This window comes from Bacillus sp. Leaf49 (assembly GCF_001426125.1).
GTDB lineage: Bacteria > Bacillota > Bacilli > Bacillales > Bacillaceae > Bacillus > Bacillus altitudinis.
On sequence record NZ_LMRK01000012.1, the window covers coordinates 478,355 to 499,189 of the forward strand.

Annotated in this window: 18 protein-coding genes; 12 read left to right on the forward strand and 6 right to left on the reverse strand. The window is 43.2% G+C overall.

The window, feature by feature from the left end:
- Positions 1–280: 280 nt before the first annotated feature.
- The gene (locus tag ASG46_RS09210) at positions 281–1,246 is read right to left on the reverse strand and encodes an LCP family protein (RefSeq protein ID WP_008343248.1); all 966 of its coding nucleotides are present in this window, start codon (positions 1,244–1,246) and stop codon (positions 281–283) included.
- A gap of 270 nt (positions 1,247–1,516) precedes the next feature.
- On the opposite strand from ASG46_RS09210, the gene ASG46_RS09215 reads away from it, so the two are divergent.
- Both ASG46_RS09215 and ASG46_RS09220 read left to right on the forward strand, forming a co-directional pair.
- Entirely contained in the window at positions 1,517–2,881 is a 1,365-nt protein-coding gene (locus ASG46_RS09215) for a sugar porter family MFS transporter (protein ID WP_089374136.1), read from the forward strand.
- Positions 2,882–3,017: 136 nt separating this feature from the next.
- A complete protein-coding gene (locus ASG46_RS09220; protein ID WP_041507876.1) occupies positions 3,018–4,415 on the forward strand; it encodes a bifunctional glycosyltransferase family 2 protein/class I SAM-dependent methyltransferase in 1,398 nt (465 codons plus the stop codon).
- A gap of 201 nt (positions 4,416–4,616) precedes the next feature.
- On the opposite strand, the gene ASG46_RS09225 is transcribed toward ASG46_RS09220, so the two are convergent.
- The 5 genes from ASG46_RS09225 to kduI form a co-directional block, all read right to left on the reverse strand.
- A complete protein-coding gene (locus tag ASG46_RS09225; protein ID WP_056704249.1) occupies positions 4,617–5,762 on the reverse strand; it encodes a Ger(x)C family spore germination protein in 1,146 nt (381 codons plus the stop codon).
- Positions 5,759–6,859, reverse strand: a complete 1,101-nt coding sequence (locus ASG46_RS09230) for a GerAB/ArcD/ProY family transporter (RefSeq protein WP_056704251.1) — start codon at positions 6,857–6,859, stop codon at positions 5,759–5,761. The genes ASG46_RS09225 and ASG46_RS09230 overlap by 4 nt, the downstream gene beginning before the upstream one ends.
- 3 nt (positions 6,860–6,862) lie before the next feature.
- Complete coding sequence (locus tag ASG46_RS09235) at positions 6,863–8,329, reverse strand: spore germination protein (RefSeq protein ID WP_035702242.1); 1,467 nt, start codon at positions 8,327–8,329, stop codon at positions 6,863–6,865.
- Positions 8,330–8,433: 104 nt separating this feature from the next.
- Positions 8,434–9,207 (reverse strand): 2-dehydro-3-deoxy-D-gluconate 5-dehydrogenase KduD, encoded by a 774-nt coding sequence (gene kduD / locus ASG46_RS09240; RefSeq protein WP_056704252.1) that lies wholly within the window; start codon positions 9,205–9,207, stop codon positions 8,434–8,436.
- 4 nt (positions 9,208–9,211) lie between these two features.
- Positions 9,212–10,039 (reverse strand): 5-dehydro-4-deoxy-D-glucuronate isomerase, encoded by an 828-nt coding sequence (kduI, locus tag ASG46_RS09245; protein ID WP_017368169.1) that lies wholly within the window; start codon positions 10,037–10,039, stop codon positions 9,212–9,214.
- Positions 10,040–10,296: 257 nt separating this feature from the next.
- Between kduI and ASG46_RS09250 the strand changes: the two genes are divergently transcribed.
- From ASG46_RS09250 to ASG46_RS09295, 10 genes are all read left to right on the forward strand, one after another.
- Complete coding sequence (locus tag ASG46_RS09250) at positions 10,297–11,307, forward strand: LacI family DNA-binding transcriptional regulator (protein ID WP_017368168.1); 1,011 nt, start codon at positions 10,297–10,299, stop codon at positions 11,305–11,307.
- A gap of 86 nt (positions 11,308–11,393) precedes the next feature.
- Positions 11,394–12,410, forward strand: a complete 1,017-nt coding sequence (locus tag ASG46_RS09255) for a sugar kinase (protein WP_080934065.1) — start codon at positions 11,394–11,396, stop codon at positions 12,408–12,410.
- Positions 12,382–12,990, forward strand: coding sequence for a bifunctional 4-hydroxy-2-oxoglutarate aldolase/2-dehydro-3-deoxy-phosphogluconate aldolase (locus ASG46_RS09260; protein WP_056704255.1), 609 nt, complete (start codon positions 12,382–12,384; stop codon positions 12,988–12,990). Before ASG46_RS09255 ends, ASG46_RS09260 begins: the two co-directional genes overlap by 29 nt.
- A gap of 109 nt (positions 12,991–13,099) precedes the next feature.
- Positions 13,100–13,555, forward strand: a complete 456-nt coding sequence (locus ASG46_RS09265) for a GNAT family N-acetyltransferase (protein ID WP_056704257.1) — start codon at positions 13,100–13,102, stop codon at positions 13,553–13,555.
- Between the two features lie 70 nt (positions 13,556–13,625).
- Entirely contained in the window at positions 13,626–14,627 is a 1,002-nt protein-coding gene (locus ASG46_RS09270) for a sugar-binding protein (RefSeq protein ID WP_056704259.1), read from the forward strand.
- The gene (locus tag ASG46_RS09275) at positions 14,624–16,066 is read left to right on the forward strand and encodes a sensor histidine kinase (protein WP_056704260.1); all 1,443 of its coding nucleotides are present in this window, start codon (positions 14,624–14,626) and stop codon (positions 16,064–16,066) included. Before ASG46_RS09270 ends, ASG46_RS09275 begins: the two co-directional genes overlap by 4 nt.
- A complete protein-coding gene (locus tag ASG46_RS09280; protein ID WP_056704262.1) occupies positions 16,060–17,478 on the forward strand; it encodes a response regulator transcription factor in 1,419 nt (472 codons plus the stop codon). Before ASG46_RS09275 ends, ASG46_RS09280 begins: the two co-directional genes overlap by 7 nt.
- Positions 17,479–17,577: 99 nt before the next feature.
- The gene (locus ASG46_RS09285; RefSeq protein ID WP_035389707.1) at positions 17,578–18,846 is read left to right on the forward strand and encodes an ABC transporter substrate-binding protein; all 1,269 of its coding nucleotides are present in this window, start codon (positions 17,578–17,580) and stop codon (positions 18,844–18,846) included.
- A gap of 58 nt (positions 18,847–18,904) precedes the next feature.
- Positions 18,905–19,876, forward strand: coding sequence for a carbohydrate ABC transporter permease (locus ASG46_RS09290; RefSeq protein WP_017359986.1), 972 nt, complete (start codon positions 18,905–18,907; stop codon positions 19,874–19,876).
- Complete coding sequence (locus ASG46_RS09295; protein WP_007499907.1) at positions 19,873–20,694, forward strand: carbohydrate ABC transporter permease; 822 nt, start codon at positions 19,873–19,875, stop codon at positions 20,692–20,694. The genes ASG46_RS09290 and ASG46_RS09295 overlap by 4 nt, the downstream gene beginning before the upstream one ends.
- The last annotated feature ends 141 nt before the right edge of the window (positions 20,695–20,835 follow it).

The window sequence follows — 20,835 nt, forward strand, 5'->3', positions numbered from 1 at the left end:
TTCAAAGTATGTACGATTTCCTTCATTCTCATGAAAGAGTCGGATCGTGGATTCCTCTCTTTAAGGCTAAACAAAAATGGTCAATTGATCAAGGATATAAGAAAAAGCGCCCAAAAGGACGCTTTTAGCGTGTAGACAAACCCTCGCATTCTTTGTCAGTCCTGCGCTCCGGTGCTCGTCCTTCCTAGACTGCAAAGGTTTTCTATCACGCTTAAAAGAAGAAAAAGGGCAAACACCTTTTTCAACACATAAAAAGCGCCCAAAAGGACGCTTTCTGTTTTTATGATAATTCAAGCTGTTTCTTCAATTCCGTTTTGACTTCGTTCAGTTGGTTTTGATCCAATTGGTAATAATAAACGCCATTTGGCTGGTAATCAGAGCCTTTTAGTTGAATCGTATCAACAGATTTCAATGAAGTGAGTAGTGGGAAAAGACCGACTAGTTCTTTCATTGACAGGTTAGTTGAGACGTTATCACCTAGAGTATCTATGATATTGTCATAAGACGGAATAGACGTTACTGATTTTGATTTATCGAAAATGGCTTTTAAAACTTCCATTTGACGCTGTCCGCGCATGAGATCACTGTCTGCTTTTCTTGTTCTCACATAAGCGAGAGCTTGATCACCATCTAGTGTGTGAGTACCCGTTTGCAGCTGAACTTTGCCCTTTGTATCTTTAAGAATCTGTTTCACAACATATTCATCTTTAATGTTAACGGAAACACCATTCAATTCATTCACAATTTCCTTAAATGCTTTGAAATTACTTTCAATCACAAAGTCGACAGGAATATCTAGTAAATTCTCAACTGTACTTACCGTGAGGTCTGCATCACCAAATGCGTGTGCATGTGTAATTTTGTCATAACCATGACCTGGAATATTAACATATGAGTCCCTTGGAATACTTAATAATTTCACGGTTTTATTCGTACGATTTACTGTTGCTAATACCATTGCATCGCTTCGTGCTTGTTTGACGGTTTCGCCTGGTCTGCTGTCAATGCCAAGCAGCAAGACAGAAAAGCTATCTTTTCCAGGATCAAATGCTTCAATCCGTTTGACAGATTGTGCACCGCGGTCTAGAGAGACTTGTGCTTTTTTCGCAGCCGATGTCACTTTATAGTAGGCATAGCCGGTGACAGAAGCGGTTGTCAGTAAAAGAATACCAAAAATAAAAAGAGTGACTTTCACCCATGGTTTTAAACGCTTTTTGCCTTTGCGTTTACTTCTTGTTTGATCCATATATTTAAACCCTCGCTATGATTTTATAGTAAAGATGTCCTTCTTCCTGCTTACAAACTAAAACAAATATACCTTAAAACGGGATATAGTGCGACATTTTTTTCACTAACGCTTAATTGACGTTTCCTTATCTAAAAAAGTTTCAATGATACGCAAATGAAATATATTTGTCATAAAACATCGAAATGTTTGAAATGACAGGAAGTGAGGAAAATGATTTTTCATAGAGAAACATCCAGTCATTACATAGATAAAAGAGGGGTTATGATCATGAAAAATCGGAATGGGTGGCTTTATTTCTTCGGCGCACTTGGCGGCGCCTTATATGGTTACGATACAGGTGTCATTTCTGGCGCTATCTTATTTATGAAAGAGGATTTAGGTTTAAATGCATTTACAGAGGGACTTGTGGTCAGCTCGATTTTAATCGGGGCGATGCTCGGGTCTTCTCTTTCTGGAAAACTGACAGATCAATTCGGACGGAAAAAAGCGATAATCGCCGCAGCCATTTTATTTATTATCGGCGGATTTGGAACAGCCCTTGCACCGAATACGGAGGTCATGGTCTTATTCCGAATCGTGCTAGGACTTGCTGTCGGATGCTCGACGACGATTGTTCCATTATATTTATCTGAACTTGCGCCAAAGGAATCAAGAGGGGCACTTTCCTCATTAAACCAACTCATGATCACATTTGGTATTCTTCTTGCCTATATTGTGAACTACGTTTTAGCAGATGCAGAGGCATGGCGTCTGATGCTTGGAATTGCCGTTGTTCCTTCTGTCCTCTTGTTATGTGGTATTTTGTTTATGCCAGAAAGTCCTCGCTGGCTGTTTGTCCAAGGACAGGCGGACCGGGCGAAAGAAATATTGTCAAAACTTAGACAAAGCAAGCAAGAAGTTGAAGACGAAATTGCGGATATTCAAAAAGCAGAAAGTGAAGAAAAAGGCGGTCTTAAGGAATTACTCGAACCATGGGTGCGCCCCGCTTTAATTGCTGGTGTCGGTTTAGCCTTTTTACAGCAGTTTATTGGGACAAATACGATCATTTATTATGCACCAAAAACATTCACAAGTGTCGGCTTTGGCGATTCAGCAGCCATTTTAGGAACTGTAGGAATTGGTGCAGTCAATGTTGTCATGACGTTTGTTGCGATTAAAATCATTGATCGTGTCGGGCGGAAAGCGTTACTCCTATTTGGAAATGTAGGGATGGTCCTTAGTTTGATTGTTCTAGCAGTGGTCAATCGTTTTTTCGAGGGATCAACAGCTGCAGGGTGGACGACGATTATATGTTTAGGACTTTTCATCGTCATTTTTGCTGTCAGCTGGGGCCCGGTCGTATGGGTGATGCTGCCGGAGCTGTTCCCAGTACATGTCCGGGGAATCGGTACGGGGGTATCGACCTTCCTACTGCATACAGGGAATTTGATCATCTCGCTCACATTCCCAACCTTGTTAAGTGCAATTGGCATCAGTAACCTTTTCCTTATTTATGCAGCCATCGGCATAGGTGCCTTCTTATTTGTGAAATATTTAGTCACAGAAACGAAAGGGAAAAGTCTTGAAGAGATTGAAGAAGATTTAAAAAAGAGAAACCGTGCCGTCGTGAATGATGAAGGGGAAACGGTATGAAAAAAGACCAGCTGCATGAGGCAGCTGGTCTTCCTTTGTTAAACAAACGTTTAATCAAGAAAGGACAATCACTCATCTTCTGAACGTGCTGCCTATGACATACATATGGAACAGGCGGGCGAAAGGTGGAAATGAGATGAAAGGAAAAACGAGCATTGTGATGCTGACGTACAATGAACTGCACCTAACGAAAAAATGTATCGACAGTATCAAGAAGCATACTCGGCCTGATGAATATGAACTCATTATCGTGGATAATGCTTCATCAGACGGAACAAAGGAATATGTGAGACAACTGGAAGATGTCGTGTTGATTGACAACGAGAAGAATCAAGGTTTTGCCAAGGGCTGTAACCAAGGGGCGAAAAAGGCAACAGGAGATAGTCTTCTTTTTTTAAATAACGACACGATTGTGACCGAAAACTGGCTTTTGCCTTTAAGAGAAGCCCTTTTTGCATCAGATCGTATTGGCATGGTAGGCCCTGTCTCCAATTATGTGAGTGGTCCTCAGCTCGTTCAGCCATCTTACACAGATGTGAAGGAGCTTCCTGCCTTTGCAAAGGCATATACGGCTTCGAGAAAAGGTCAAAGAACATATGTGCACAGACTTGTTGGTTTTTGTTTGCTGGTCAAAAGAGAGCTGATCGAGGATGTAGGGTTATTTGATGAGCGGTTTGTATATGGATCATTTGAGGATGATGACCTTTGTCTGCGCTCATTGCTGAAGGGGTACCAGCTGCAAATCGTCCATGATTCTTTTGTGCATCATCACGGTCATGCTACCTTCAATGCCAATGAAGAAACGAACATCTCTACATTGTTTGCGGAGAACAGGCTTCGTTTTTTAGATAAATGGGGCATTGATTTAAATCTGATAACGCCCCATCCATATTTTGCAGCACTGCTCCCTGAGGATGCCGGATGTGTGCTGGATGTTGGCTGCGGTGCTGGGGCGACAGGACTTGAACTGATCAACCGGCAGTCTGTTGACATGTACGGAGTAGAGGCGGATGCATTAAAAGCAGAGATAGCAAAGGCGTATTACAAAGAAGTGATTGAGACAAAAGCGGAGGCGTATCCTTGGTCAGAGAAAGAAGCTTTTTTTGATGCTGTGATCTTTTCTGATGTGTTAGAGCATGTGTCAGACCCATGGCAGATGATTGCTCAAGCGCATGCGTCTTTAAAACCAGGAGGCGTGATCATTTGCTGCTTACCTAATATGATGCATGCGGAAGTACTGCTGCCTTTATTGGCAGGTGATTTTACGTATCAAGATGTGGGGATTTTAGATCGAACACATATGAGATTTTTCACACCAAACACAATGCGGGCGCTCTTTCCAGACCATTTGTTTCATCGCGTGATTGAACAGCCGATCAATGTGCCAATTGATCAAAACGTTCAATTGTTTTTTGACGAAGTGGCGAGAGTAGGAGAGTCACTTGGCTTTCAAACAAAAGCATTATCTGATCAAGTGACGCTCTATCAGCTTTTGATCGTTGCACGTAAAAAAGGCGGTTCCCCCTCCGGGTAATCCGCCTCAGCGTGTAGGCAAACCCCATTCTTTGTCAGTCCTGCGCACCGGTGCTCGCGAATCCCTCATTCGCTCTGCTCCGGTCCTCGTCCTTCCTAGACTGCAAAGGTTTTCTATCATGCTGAAAAGAAGACAAAGGGCTAAAACAAAGTTCATTTAAGCCCTTTGTCAACCATCTAAGGCGGCAATCCGCCTTTTGTGCTACCATTTAAAGCTTTTCGTTGCGCCTTCTGCACCAAAGTTCAAAATGCTCACTTTGACGTCATATGCAATGTCTACTTCTTGAAATAGTGTATCCCATTCATTGCGGTGCTGATCCCAAAAGTCTGGATACTTGATGCGCACCTGCCGATTTAAAAGGATCGGGTCAACACCAACTTCTTTTTGCATGTGGTGGACAGCTTTTTGAATGCGTTCTTTGATTTTGCGTTCAAAAATGCGCTCAAATCGTTTGATGTATTGCTCATCGTATGAGTTTTCAGGGGGATATTGATCTTCTGATAGTTTCCCGTTTGTTTGCACACTAATTTTAAAGGAAATCTTTCCGTTCTTCAGATAGGGTTCAATCTTGGATTTTGCTTTCTTGATTTCATACGTAATCGGAAAGCCTTTGTAGGTGGCGGGTACGACTCCGCCTGAGATGCGATTCATGACCCAGTTTAAAGATTGGACATCTTTTGCTGGTATGAATCCTATCAGCTTTCGTGTTTTTCCATGGATAATGCCTGCACCATCATAGGTGAGTTCTCCGTTTACGACATCCACACTTTGGACAAGAAAGCTTGTACCCATCTGAAAGTAATCCGACGCTCGCCCAATACGTGTTGGCAGTAAAATTTTCCCGTTAAAGCTCCGGTTTTTTGATGTTTCAAAAATATGCTCGACTGGAACCCTTTGTTGTGATTTTAATTTTTGATTGATGACTTTTGATGCCTCATGGCGTGACACTAAGAGGTAGCTGCTTCTTCGAACCTCATCATCTCGTATAAAGTGATTGAGTGTTCCTTGAATATCATGATGCTCGGCTTGATTTTTGCCAAACAAAAAGATTTTGAGGTGATCACTGTAAATCGGCGGGTCCTTCAAAGCGACATTGCTGACTGCTTCCAGTACATTTTTCCCCTTTGAGACGACATTCACATAGCCAGGGGAATCTGCTTCTTGTGTTCCGCCCATTTTAGGGACAAGGTTTTGATAGGTGAGTTTGACTCCGTTATCATCTTCCTCGTCAATGCCAACACCGCGCACAAACGATAATTTCTCAATATCTTTTAAGTCCCAGCAACCTGTCGATAAAAGCAAAAGACAGCAAGACAGAAAGGTGAGCCATAAACGCCGCACTTTCATGCAGATCGACCTCCCCATTTTTTACGTATCATGAGCAGAACAGCTGTTATAAAAGGAATCGCTAAAACAGCGAATAATGCATAGCCGAGTAAAGTCGAATAGTAAAAGACTTCATTGATATTTCTCGGAAAAAGAGAGAGAGCTGAGGTCAACAAAAACAGCAACCATAGCAGTCTCGTTAAATTGGTTGTCTTAAAAACCGTTTGACAGCCTTTAATAGCAAATTGGAAAAAGCCAAGCATACAAATAAACTGCTGGCACGTCCAGATCGTCAGTAAGAAAATATCAAAGCGTTCAATGAAGACCCCTTCTAGTTCTAGCGCTTGAATGAGTGAGACAGTGGGCCAGGTGAGTGATTTCGTTTCTCCAACCGTCATGGAACCAATCACAATAAAGAGCGTGAGGGAGTAAATAAGTGTGGTGATCCCTACACCGATCGCTGCGGCCCATTTCGCTTTTGACCATTTGTCTTTATAGATAAGCGGTACGACAAACAAAATGACTTCAAAGCCTGTAAATTGAATAAATGTTTGAGAGAACAAATTACTAAAATCTTTAAACCCGTGAGCCATTACCGGGCGTAAATAATCAAAATCAAATATTTTCAAACTAAACAGCATGAGCCCAATGTAAATGATCATGGTCATCGGATAAATATATGTCACCATTTTCACTACCGGAAAAATTCCGCTTTTTAAATGATAGGTGGCCACCAGTAAAAAAATCATCACAATCACGGTCATCGGGGTCGATTGCAGCAGGAAAAATTGAACCACTTCCCCCAGTACACGCGCCTCAAAGCCAACAATGGCTAGTAAATAACCGATCAGCATTAGGTTAAAGATCGTGCCAAAGAAGGCACCGGCTCCTTTTGTATTCGATTCAAAAATGGTATCCGGTGCATTCTTCTCCGCAATCCAACCTAGCAAAAAAGCAACGAAAGCAAAGATGACTCCCTGTATTAATACAATGATCCAGCCATCAGGGAATCCTGAATTGGCAGAACTGCGAGGAATGGTTAAAATTCCAGCGCCTATCATTGTAGAGCTGCACAGAATGGTGACTTGTAACAATGATAGCTTCTCAGCTCTGTACATCGTTTACTCTCCTTGTCTTTTGAGATTTTTTGTTTTGGCTGTTTTCGGTCTCGATTTAAATAGCCCTATTGGTAAACGAACGTACGTATCTTTTAAATCTGAAAACGGTGAAGACAAAACAGGTGTGAAATAGTCAAAACCAAAGGTCTTTAGCTGCATCAAGTGACAAAGTACAAATAAATAACACATGATGAGGCCGTATAATCCAAACATGGCTGAACTGAAGATCGCCATAAACCGCAGAATGCGTAAGGGGAAGCTGAAATCATATGATGGAGCAGTGAAATCGGCTAGTGCCGTCAGAGACACAATAATGACCATTAAGGCACTGACGATATTGGCTTGGACAGCCGCCTGTCCAATAATGACGCCGCCAATCAGTCCAATCGTCTGCCCGATCGCCCTAGGAAGACGAAGTCCAGCTTCCCGCAGCAGTTCAATCGTAAACGACATCAAAATGGCTTCCACTACAGGAGGAAAGGGCACATTTTGCCGGCTGCCTGCGATGGTAAGTGCCATTCGTGTTGGTAATAAACCAGGATGATAGGAAACAAGGGCGATATAGAGTCCCGGTAAAAAGATCGTCAAAAGCACGGCAATATAACGGAGCAAACGCAAAAGAGTCGCACTTGTCCATCTTTGATAATAATCCTCCGGTGATTGCATCAAGGCAGTGAGTGTCATCGGCATAATGAGGGCAAACGGCGTCCCATCGAGCAAAATAGACACCTTTCCTTCGAGCACAGAGGCAATCACCCGATCAGGACGTTCTGTATTTTGAATCTGCGGGAAAATAGAGATATGACTGTCTTCAATCAGCTGTTCTATGTAGCCGCTCTCAGGAATATCATCCATTTTGATTTGCTTCATACGAGAGAATACATCATCTACTAGTTTGGGGTCTGCGATATCACGAACATACACAAGAGCAGCAGATTTCTTGTTACGAGTACCTATGTTCACCTTTTGAATGACAAGATTCGGATCGTTTGCCCGTTCACGAAGCAATGCCGTGTTTTTTTCAAGATTCTCAATGAATCCAATCCTTGGTCCTCTAACAAGGACTTCTGATTGCGGCTCCTCTACTTCTCTAAATTGAAAAAGATTCGTATGGAGCGCAAGCGCTTGAGTGGCCCTATCCACAAATAAAATAGCCCTGCCGCTGTATAACTGCTCGATGGCAAGGTTCATATCTTCCAGCACATCATTTTGAATGCCAAAGAACGTTTTAGAAAGGGAAGAAAGTGTGGTGTGGTCGACCTCGGTAATGGTCAGTTCCTTTTGCATAGGTGAAATGATTTGTTTGGAAAGCATCTCAAATTCTGTGAGTCCTTCAACGTACACGAGACATGCAGAGACAGCGGAAGGACCAAATGAAAAAGAGTGGAACACGATATCATCACTTTTGCCGGCAAAGCTTTTGACACGCTGAATGACGGACTCTATATCTTGTTCAATACGACTTTTCATAATACCTCACCCTCATGTCTTTTTTTATAGAGTGACTCGAAAGGAGAAGAATTATGCAAATAGAAAAAAGAGAATCCCCTAAAATAGGAATTCTCTTCACATGTTTATCTCGCCAGCCAGCCGCCATCTACGGCTAAAATATGACCGTTCATATAATCAGAGGCAGGGGAGCTGAGAAAGACGGCGGCACCTGCTAGATCTTCAGGCCGTCCCCAGCGTCCAGCGGGGATTCGTTTCAGAATCTCTTCATTCCGGTTCGCATTGTCACGAATGGCTTGCGTGTTATTGGTTGCAATATAACCAGGCGCGATCGCATTGACCTGAATATGCTGACTTGCCCATTCATTTGCAAAAGCTTTCGTCAAACCTGCGACAGCATGCTTACTTGCTGTATAAGCGGGAACAAAGACACCACCTTGAAATGATAGAAGGGAAGCGATATTGACAATTTTCCCTTGCCCTTTTTTCAGCATCTGCTGTCCGACCTTTTGCGTGAGGAAAAAGAGACTGTTGATATTCACATCCATCACAGTATGCCAGTTTTCCTCTGAATATTGAGCGGCCTCTTCTCTTTTAATGGTCCCAGCATTATTGATTAAAATATCAATTGAATGCTGCTTTAAAAGGGCATCAACATCCCGCTTTGCGGACTTAGGGTCTGAAAAGTCTACTTGAATCGCATGAAATGATCTGCCGGTCTGTTCGACAAGTTCTTTTGTTTCATCAAGCGGCGTATGGTGGTAGGTGCCGATGATATCTGCACCTGAACGGGCAAGCGCTACGGCAATACCTTGCCCAATACCAGTTCCAGGACCTGTGACAAGAGCTGTTTTGCCTTCGAGGGAAAAGAGGGACGCTACATATGATGTCGTCGTCATCTCATTACCTCAGCTGGTCCATCGGGACAAAGTCCATATCTTTAAACGTATAGTTTTCTCCCGCCATTGCCCAAATAAATGAATAATTTGCGGTACCTGAGCCTGAATGAATGGACCAGGCAGGTGAGATGACGGCTTCTTCATTTGCCACAACGAGATGTCTCGTTTCAGATGGCTCCCCCATAAAATGAAAGACACGTGCGTCTTCCTCTATATCAAGATATAAGTACACTTCCATCCGCCGGTCATGTATATGAGCAGGCATCGTGTTCCATGTGTTATTGGTTTCAAGCTGAGTGATGCCCATCATAAGCTGGCAGCTTTGGATGCCGTCTGCATGAATGACCTGATACAGATTCCGTACGTTCGAGGCGGATGCTTCCCCTAAATGATTCGGTGTTAATTCAGCAATCGCAGCCTTTTGTGTCGGATACGCTCTATGAGCTGTGGCTGACACAAGATAAAATTTGGCCTGCTCACCTGATGAACTAGCAAACTGTACATGTTCGTGTCCAAGTCCAATATATAAGAAATCTTTATGCTCCAGCACAAATGACTCACCATCGACTGTAACCGTACCTTGGCCGCCGACATTCACAATGCCAATTTCCCGTCTTTCAAGGAAATATTCTGTACGTAAAAAGTCGCCGGCATCTAGCTTGATCGGTTCTGATGTCGGCATAACACCGCCAATCACCACACGGTCCTCATGCGAATAATACAGCTTCAATTCACCACTGACAAAAAGTGTCGGAATATGAAAATGACGACGAAGTTCCTCTGTTGTAAAACGCTTGACCTGCTCAGGATGTACAGCATAACGATTTTCCATTTGAGATAAGCCTCCCTTTCCATCTGAAACATATGATTGTTTTATTTGGTATCGGTTTCAAGGAAAATTCTAGAGGAAAAAGAGAGCGGCGTCAACCGTTAATTTGAAATCGCTTTCTTTATTTGTATAAAAGCTTTTTTTCTTCATTTTTATGAAAAAAATCTTCTGATACAGCTTAACTTGTGGTATGCTTTTTTTAAGTTTATTTGAAATCGGTTTCGAAACAAATGAGAAGATCGATCTTGGGAGTTTTTTGTATGAAAGAGAAAAAGCAAACGAAAGTCACCATTAACGAAGTTGCAGCATATGCAGGTGTCTCAAAATCAACGGTATCCAGATACATCAATGGCAGAACAAATGAAATTTCTCCTGAAAAGGTAAAAAAGATTAAAAAAGCCATTGAGGAGCTCCATTACCGTCCGAGTCAGCTTGCCCAAGGATTGAAAGTAAGAAAGAGCAAGGTCATTGGTTTTATTGTGGCTGATATTACGAACCCGTTCTCTGTTGCGACACTTCGTGGTGTGGAAGAGATTTGTGATGAATATGGATACAGCATCATGGTGTGCAACACAGATAATCGTCCAGAAAAAGAACGAGAAATGCTTCTGAAGCTGAATGCGCATTATATTGAAGGGCTGATCATCAATACGACCGGTCAAAACAATGACATTTTGCAAGACTTTAAGCAAAACGGTGTACCGATTGTTCTTGTTGACCGTAAGTTACCTGAACTCAAGGTCGATACCGTCACAACGAATAACCGTGACATCACGGCTCGTCTACTTCATCAGATGTATGAAAAAGGCTACGAACATATCGCTTTCTTTACTGAGCCGGTCGATGGGATTAGTCCACGTGAAGAACGAAAAGAAGCCTATGAACAGACGGCCATGAGTCAACATAAGACACCTATGATTGCAGAAATCAATTTGAAGCAAAAGGAACAAATGCGAGATGAGATTTGTCGGTTTTTACAATCAAACCATCAGAAAAAAGCGATTTTAGCAGGCAATGGATTACTTATGCTGAAGCTCATCAGTGAACTCGTCGATCTTGGGGTGAAGATTCCTGAGGAGATAGGCATTGCTGGATTTGATGATACAGAATGGTATAAGCTGATCGGGCCAGGCATCACTACGGTGGCGCAGCCATCTCATGAGATGGGGAGAGCGGCGATGCAAAAAATCAAGACGCGTCTTGAAGGGGATAAGAGTGCACCCCAGACCATTCAACTTGATGGAGAAATCATTGTGAGAAAATCTTTATAAACGTCAGGCAGAGAAGAGTATACATACGTGCATGCTCTCTCTTTTTCAACTGTTTTGAAACCGGTACCAAGAAAGGGGAGAAATCAGTGAAAGCATTGGATGTGATCACATTTGGGGAATCAATGGCGATGTTTTATGCAAAAGAAATTGGCGAGCTTCACCAAGTGCATACGTTTCAAAAAGCACTTGCTGGTGCAGAGAGTAATGTTGCGGTCGGCTTGGCAAGATTAGGCTTTAGCGTTGGCTGGATGAGCAAGGTCGGGGCGGACTCACTTGGTACATTTATTTTAGAAGAGCTTCAAAAAGAAGGGGTCGATACGAAGGCAGTACTCCGTTCAAATGATGGAGCCAAAACAGGGATATTGCTTAAATCAAAAGTCATCGATGGAGACCCTGATGTGACGTACTACCGAAAAGGCTCTGCTGCGAGCACATTGAACGCAAGCGATTTCCCGTCCACTTATTTTCAGCAGGCAGGACATCTTCATATGACCGGAATCCCGCCTGCTGTGTCTAGTGAAATGAGAGCGTTTTCTTTTCATGCCCTTAAAGAAATGAAAGAAGCAGGAAAAACCATTTCCTTTGACCCGAACCTGAGACTTCAACTATGGGAAGAGGAAGAAGACATGATTCATACGGTGAATCAGATGGCTGCTCAAGTAGATTGGTTTTTCCCTGGGCTTGCAGAAGGTCAAAGACTCACGGGGTGTCATGAGCCGGAAGCGATTGCGGATGTTTATTTACAAAAAGGCGTCAAGCTTGTGGTCATTAAACTGGGAGCGGAAGGAGCCTATTTCAAAAGTGCATCCGGCCAAGGTGTAGTGGATGGTTTCCATGTGTCTCATGTCGTGGATACAGTCGGAGCTGGTGATGGATTTGCAGTGGGAGTGATGAGCGGTCTGCTGGACGGTTTATCATATGAAAAATCGGTAGCAAGAGGCAATGCCATTGGAGCACTTGCAGTCATGTCCCCAGGAGATCACGAGGGACTGCCGACTCGAAAAGAGCTTCAGGCATTTATAAAAGAAGCCAAACGATATCAAAGGCGACACGATATGAAGGGAGATGAGAGGTATGGGAAAGTCAGCAAGTATGAGCGTTAAAGAGAAGCTCGCAGCTTGTAAACTCATTGCGGTGGTCAGAGGAGGTAGTGAAGCAGAGGGGATAGAGATGATTGCTCGTTTAAAGAAAAAAGGGGTGCGGGCCATCGAAGTGACATATACCACGCCCAATGCAGAGCGGATCATTGCATCTTACCAGCATGACCACGACTTGATTGTCGGAGCCGGAACGATTACAACGCTTGAGCAGGCACAATCAGCCATTGAAGCCGGCTCTCAATTTATCGTCAGTCCAGGATACCTTCCTGTCATCGGAGAGCACCTATCTTTTCACGATACACTTTACGTTCCAGGTGTTTTGACCCCGAGTGAAATTATGCAGGCAAAAGCAAATGGATACAGCGTGTTAAAGCTTTTTCCGAGCGGCTCTTTCGGTTTGTCTTATATGAAAAATTTGCAAGGCCCGTTTCCAGAGGTTGAGTTCATCCCAACAGGAGGCATTCATCCAGTCGATGTGCCAAAGTGGCTTGAAGCAGGAGCCGTGGCAGTAGGTGTCGGTAGCCAGCTTGAAAACAGTACAGCGGAAGAATTACAGGCTGTTCTTTCTTCCACCATCATGTAGTTCACATAAACAACCGGCGGATGACTGCCGGTTGTTTGTTCGTTTATCTGACAAAAAAGCTCAGAAGACGCATCTTTTCACGTAAAATGAGCATAAAGGAGAGGTCGATATGTACATTCAACAAGATGAACTAAAAGATGGTCAAATTGAACAATTGATTCAAGCTCATTTAGAAGAGATGAAAAAACATTCACCGCCAGAAAGCATTCATGCCCTTCCGTTAGACGATCTGAAAAAACAAGACGTCACAGTATGGAGTGCAAGGGATGGAGAGGCGCTTCTTGGCTGCGGAGCCATCAAGGAGCTATCAAGTGAACATGGTGAACTCAAATCGATGAGGACGGCAGCAGCCCATATGCGAAAAGGCGTGGCGAAGCATCTGTTGACTCACCTTCTCCAAGAGGCGAAGCGGCGGGGGTATAAAAGAGTCAGCCTTGAAACAGGTGCGATTGCTTTCTTTGAACCGGCAAGAAAATTATATGAAAGCTTTGGATTTCAATATTGTCCGCCTTTTGGTTCATACCAAGAAGATCCAAACAGTTTATTTATGACAAAGGAATTATAGAGGTCGAGAGAGTATGCTTTTATAAGCAGCTCTTTTTTTATGAGGCAACAATGGAAGGAGGGGAATGTGAATGAAATGGTCGAAGTTGTTCGGAATGGGCGCATTTCTCACATTTTGTGTTATATCTGTTCTTTTTTTATCTGTATTAGGTCAAGATTTAGTTAAAATTGAAAGCGCTTCCGATGAGGCGGTATCAACTTATCGATATCACTTTGTTCTTGTACCGGAGGAACTTGATAATGAATATTGGCAATTGGTGCAAAAGGGAGCTGCTGATGCGGCGGAAGTTCATCGGGTGTATCTTGAATACCTAGGTCCAAAGCAGGCTGATTTGGATGATCACCTGAAAACCATTGATATGGCGATTGCTGGTCATGTGGACGGCATTATGACACAAGGGCTTGATGCAAAGAAATACAAACCGCTCTTTCAAAAAGCAAGAGAGAAAGGTATAGATGTCGTCACAGTCGATACCGATGCAGAGGGGAGCAAGCGTCAAGTGTATGTCGGGACAGATAACTATTATTCCGGTTTTATCGCCGGACAGGCACTCATCGCTGATACAAAAGGCGAGCAGTATGTGGGCATTGTGACGGGACGGCTTGATGCGATTCACCAGAAGCTTCGCGTGAAGGGGTTTCGAGATGCCGTTTCTGGTGAGAAACGCATTCATATTGCTGGAATAGAAGAGTCGGCGATTACGAAATCAGGTGCTTCCGGTGCTGCGTATAAATTGTTGAATGATCATACGCAGCTCACCGCATTTTATGGAACAAGCGCATTAGACGGTGTCGGCATTATTCAAGCAACAGAGCAATATCATTCGTCTAAAGATGTTTATGTGCTCGCATTTGACACATTGCCTGATACGATTCAAGCGCTGGATGATGGGAAAATCGATGCAGTGGTTGTACAGCACCCTTATGAAATGGGCTATCAAGCGGTTGAATCTCTTGTTCGTTTGCAGCAAGGGGATAAACAAGAACCGCTGCAGTACACAGGGACGAGTGTGATTCGGCGAGGAGACCTGCCCCTTCATCAAACGGAAAGACCACAGGGGGTTCAGCCATGAAGAGAATTCGAAGTAAGTTATTATTGGCTTTTTTAATTCTTGTGCTCCTTGGCAATGTGGCCGCTTTTTTTGTGTATTGGAGCAGTTCAAAAATCACATCAGAATATAGTAAGAGCTTTCGTTCCTTTCTCCTGCTGAATGATATTTCCACAGAGGCAAAAACGATGTATGAAAAGGTCAACGCCTTTGCCATCGAAAAGGATCAGGCGTTTGCCAAAGGGTATGCTGAATCAAAACAGAAAATGACATCATATGATCAAGCATTGCTCAAAGATGCAGGGCTTCATGCCGCCATCCCCTCCATTGAAAAATATCAATATATGATGCGGACGCTCATAAACGAAAGTGATGCGACAATGAATCATGTCAAAGAAGGGGAAATCAAAGAATATGCTGCAAGTGTGAAAGAAGTAAGAACCGTGTCCTCTTATATCCAAGAGCAGACAATGACTCTTTTGGATGATGAATTATCTGAGTATCAAGTACTCTACCAATCCCTTCAAAAAAGACATCAAACGTATGCGCTTTTTACTCTATGTCTGTTTACATTATCGATAGGTATCGCTTTATGGATGGCCTATATCATTGCGGGCGGAATTTCAAGACCGATCGTTCATCTATCACGAAGTGCCAAAGAAGTATCAGAAGGAAATTTTGATGGTCCGAATTTGCATGTGTCATCAAAGGACGAAATCTCTGTGTTAAATCATGCCTTTGAGCGAATGCGGCGAGAGATGAAGGTAATGATTGAAGAGATGAAGCAAAAGGCCGCTTTAGATCAGAAAATTAAAGACATGAAGCTGAAAACACTGCAAAATCAAATGAATCCACATTTTTTATTTAATACATTAAACATCGTTTCACGTATGGCGTACTTAGAATCAGCTGATGCGACATCGAGATTGATACAATCCGTTTCTACGCTGATGCGGTATTCTCTATCTCCTCTCAGCGCATCTGTTACGTTAGAACAAGAAGTGAAAGTGGTAAAAGAATATTTTCATATACAAGAAACAAGATTTTCCGATCGTATTACATGCAAAACGACCATAGATGAGTCGTGTCTATCTGTTCACATTCCGAGCCTTACATTGCAGCCGCTTGTCGAAAATGCCTTTATTCATGGGGTAGAACCAAAAGAAGAGGGTGGGCTTGTAGAGCTCTCTATTGATCGAGATGATGGCTTTGTCATGATTCGGATTCGGGATAATGGACTTGGCATCAGTGATCAAGAGAAAAAGAGATTGCTATCGCAAGAGGAAGAAGATCATCCAGACACACGTAGTAAAGGTCACTCGACAGGAATTGGTCTTCGAAATGTGATGTCGAGGCTGCGTTTGTTTTACGGAGTGCAGGATGCCCTTCAAATTGATTCAAAGCCAAACGAAGGGACCACGATTCAATTGACAATACCAATCAAGGAGGAACGAGCATGCTGAACGTGCTGATTGTGGATGATGAAAAAATTGAACGAATGGCGATGCGTAAGTTCATGACCGAATGGCTGCCAGACTGTCATATTGCAGGGGAAGCTGCGAATGGAAAAAAGGCGGTGGAATTGGCGCGGTCTAAGCCAATTGACCTTGTGCTCATGGATATTCAGATGCCTGGCATGGATGGACTCACAGCGATCAAACAGATCAAAGCAAGCTGCCCTTATACTAAATTTATTATGCTGACAGCCTACGATACATTTGATTATGCCAAGCAAGCCATGCAGGAAGGGGTCAAACAATACCTTGTCAAACCAGCTGATAAAGACGAAACCATTACAGCGATTCGTTCTGTTGCGGCAGAAATTCAGCAGGAGGTCTCCCTGCGGCAGGCGGAGAAAGTCAATCAGCAGTCAAAATGGCTGGAAGCTCATGTGTTGAATGGTCAATCTTATACTTCAACAGCGTTTGAGCGGCTGTTTCAGGATTTTCAAGCAGGTCTAGTGATCGCTGTTCAGCGGACAGGCGGGGATCAACTCCTGAATCATTTGCAGGAGTCTGCTCTTTTTCAAGCAGTGCCTATCCAAGTGAGCGGTGAGCTGTTTACATGCTTGATTTACAGCCATCAATCACCTGGTCACCTAAAGGCGAATGTACTGCAAGCCATTCGCGCTGCTATGACAAGCGAGCAGCATTCCTCTGTCGTTGGCTTGGGTCATCCTGTCTCAAATCCGCTTCAACTTCAGAAAAGTGCAGCAGAAGCGAAGCTTTCCTATTATCAGCGAAAAAAAGATGACGGCGCTGTTCGTTATGGCTTTTACCATACAGATAGACAATCCTACGTATTGATCAACTTGCCTGAGCTTGCCGATGACATGATGCTGGCACTAGAAGAAGGGAGAAGAGATGATGCTATTGCTTACTATGATGCCTTCCAATTAGAAGGGGCAACCATTTCTCATGTGAAAGAGCTGCTCATTTTACTCAAATCACGACTTCGTGCAGATGTGCCTATCCTGGCTATCACTACAGAAACAGAATGCCGCCAATGCTGTGAACATTTATTTGATCTGTATGAAGCAAGAACCCAGACGGTGAATGATATAGAACGGGCGAAACGATACATTCAAACACATTTTTGCGAACATATCACGCTGGAGCAAACGGCCGCCTATGTTGACTTAAGCCCGACGTATTTCACCAAACGCTTTAAGGATGAGACAGGTCTGACGTTTAAAGAATATGTGACGACCTGTAGGATGGATAAAATGAAGAAGCTACTGAAAGAGAGTTCGCTTAGTTTAAAAGAAATCACCTATCAAGCAGGATATACTGATCCGAATTACGTCAGTCGTGTGTTTAAAAAAATGGTTGGCTGTTCACCGAAGGAATATCGAAAACAGGTCGTAAAAAAATGAAGAATTTCATAAAAAAGTGAAGAAGTTTGCCTGAAAAAAGGCAAGGATCTGCCAGTATACTTATTTTGATAACGCTTACAAAATGGGGATGGGGGATCCATGATGAAGTTTAAATTAGGCTTTACTTTATTGGCACTCTGTATGCTGGTCGTCTCTGCTTGCAGTTCATCGACGAACTCAGATGCAAAAAAAGAGGGCGGAGCGGAGAAACTAGAAATTTTCTCTTGGTGGACTGGTGCAGGTGAGGAAGACGGACTGAAGGCACTCATTCAATTGTTTGAAGAGAAAAATAAAGACATTCCAATTGAAAATGCAGCTGTCGCTGGTGGCGCTGGTACGAATGCAAAGGCTGTTCTAACAAGCCGGATGCAAGGAGATGATCCGCCAGCTACTTTCCAAGTACACGGGGGAGCAGAGCTGAATGAGAGCTGGGTAGCCGCAGGTAAAATGGAGCCGCTGGATGATCTATATGAAAAAGAAGGCTGGAAGGATAAATTTCCAGAATCACTGATTGACCTTGTGAGCAAAGACGGGAAAATCTATTCCGTTCCAGTGAATATTCACAGAGGCAATGTGCTTTGGTATAACAAAAAAGTATTTGAAGATCAGGGCTTAGAGCCGCCAACGACGTTTGATGAATTTTTCAAAACAGCCGATGCCTTAAAGAAAAAAGGGATTACTCCTCTTGCGCTTGGGGATAAAGAACCTTGGGCAGCGACTCATTTGTTTGAGAGCGTTCTTCTAGGTGTATTAGGTGCAGATGACTATCAAAAACTTTGGGCGGGCGACTTAAAAATGGATGATGCAAAAGTGAAGGAAGCGGCAGACATCTTTGGACGTATGCTCGAGTACGTCAACGACGATCATAGCTCGCGTAACTGGCAGGATGCCTCACAACTCGTGGCAAAAGGGGAAGCTGCAATGAATGTCATGGGCGATTGGGCAAAAGGATATTTTGTGAATGATCTAGATTTGAAGGTGAATAAAGACTTTGGATACGTGGCAACTCCTGGTACGGAGGGCAGCTTTATGGTCATCACGGATACATTCGGACTGCCGAAGGGTGTCAAACAACCAGAAAACGTGAAAAAATTCTTATCTGTCTTAGGATCTGTGGAAGGACAGGATGCGTTTAATCCGCTGAAAGGGTCAATTCCGGCTCGTGTGGATGCAGATGTATCAAAATATGATGAATACGGAAAATCGGCAATGAAGGCGTTTAAAGAGTCAAAGCTGGCACCGTCTCTTGCGCATGGCTCAGCTGCTGAAGAAGGTTTTGTCACGAAGGCGAACCAAGCCGTCAATATTTTCGTGACACAAAAAGACAGCAGCCAGTTCGTTTCTTCTTTAAAAGATTCAATGAAATAAAGATGAAAGAGGCGGCCGTTAGGCACCGCCTCTTTTTTAAAAAAAGGAGTGTAGCTTCATGCGCATGGACACATCGCCGACCACAAAAACACCAGCAGCAAAAGTGAAACGTGTTCGGAAAAAATGGAATGGAGACCAGCTGCTTGCCCTGCTATTTTTAGCACCGTCAGCTGTTTTATTATTCATTTTTGTTTACGGATTTATTGGCTGGACAGGATATGTTTCATTATCGAACTGGACCTCGCTTGTTCCTGATTTTTCTTTCGCAGGTATGAAAAATTATGTCATGCTGTTTCAAGATTTTCGCTTTCAGTCAGATCTTCGAAACACGGTCTTTTTTACATTATTCTTTATTGGAGCAGTCATTGCTTCTGGGCTTGTGCTGGCCATTTTACTAGATCAGAAGATAAAGGGGGAATCACTTTTTCGGAATCTCTTTTTCTTTCCGATGGCCCTTTCCTTTGTTGTCACAGGTGTTGTGTGGCAATGGATCCTAAATCCATCAACTGGGGTGAATCTGTTTTTAAAAACACTCGGCATCCAGCCCAAGTGGTACACGGATACGAACATTTTAGCTGGATTTGTCTGGGGGAAAATTGAGTTTGGTGTACCGGCAGCAATGATTGCAGTTGTCATCGCTGCTGTCTGGCAGATGACAGGATTTTCACTTGCGATGTATTTGGCTGGTCTTAGAGGAATTCCAGAGGAAGTGAGAGAGGCTGCTAGAATGGATGGCGCAACCGAGTGGCAAATCTACTGGAAAATCATTTTCCCGCTGTTAAAACCAATCACAGCGAGTGTCGTCATTATCATGGCACATATCTCTTTAAAGATCTTCGATTTGATTTACTCGATGACAGGACCAGGTGCAAACTTTGTCACCGATGTGCCAGGTGTTTATATGTTTGAAATGACCTTTAGAGGAAACCATTATGCAGGTGGTGCCGCCATTGCGATCGTTATGCTGATTTCTGTTGCAGTCTTTATCGTGCCGTATCTCCTGTCTAGTCGGAAGGGGGCTTCATCATGATCGCAAGAGGGTTTGTCCGTCCAGTTCTTTATGCTTTATTAATACTGTGCAGTTTGTTTTTTCTCATGCCTGTTTATGTCATGCTCGTCACAAGCTTAAAGCCATTAGGTGAAGTGACCCTTGAGCGAATGTGGTCGCTCCCATCTACACTAGATTTCTCAAGCTACAAAATCGCTTTTGAAAAGTTATCACCCAATTTAATGAATTCTCTTTATCTAGTCATTCCTGCTACCTTATTGTCAGCTGTATTAGGTGCGATGAATGGCTATGTGCTGTCTAAATGGCGCTTTAAAGGATCAGAAGTGGTGTTTACCTTCATGTTGTTTGGTATGTTTATTCCATATCAAAGTATCCTCATTCCACTTATTCAATTTTTACGTGAAATCGGCTTGTATAACTCCATTCCGGGACTTGTGCTTGTTCATGTCGTATATGGCCTGCCAATCACAACACTCATGTTCCGCAATTTTTATGTAAGCATTCCTGATGAAATGATTGAATCAGCGAAGATGGATGGTGCCGGATTTATCGGGATCTTCAGACATATGATTCTGCCGCTTTCCATCACAGGGTTTGTCGTGGTTGCCATTTGGCAATTCACAAATGTGTGGAATGAGTTTCTATTTGCGGTCACTATGACCACGGCAGAGAATCAGCCGGTCATGGTTGCACTGCAAAATTTATCAGGCAGTCAAATTGTGCAATGGAATGTTCAAATGGCAGGTGCCATCTTGGCTGCGCTGCCAACACTTTTGGTCTATATTCTACTCGGAAAATACTTTGTGAAAGGGCTTCTTGCAGGCTCTGTCAAAGGGTAAATTGATTTTCTTGTTATCGTTTTCATTCGGTGTACTGAAAGGATTGACTTCTCTTTAGATAGCGTCATAATAAAAGTTGAGACTTGCTAGTTTTCATCTTGCTAGGCAAGGATTATAAAGGGTAGCAAAGGGAGGAGTCAT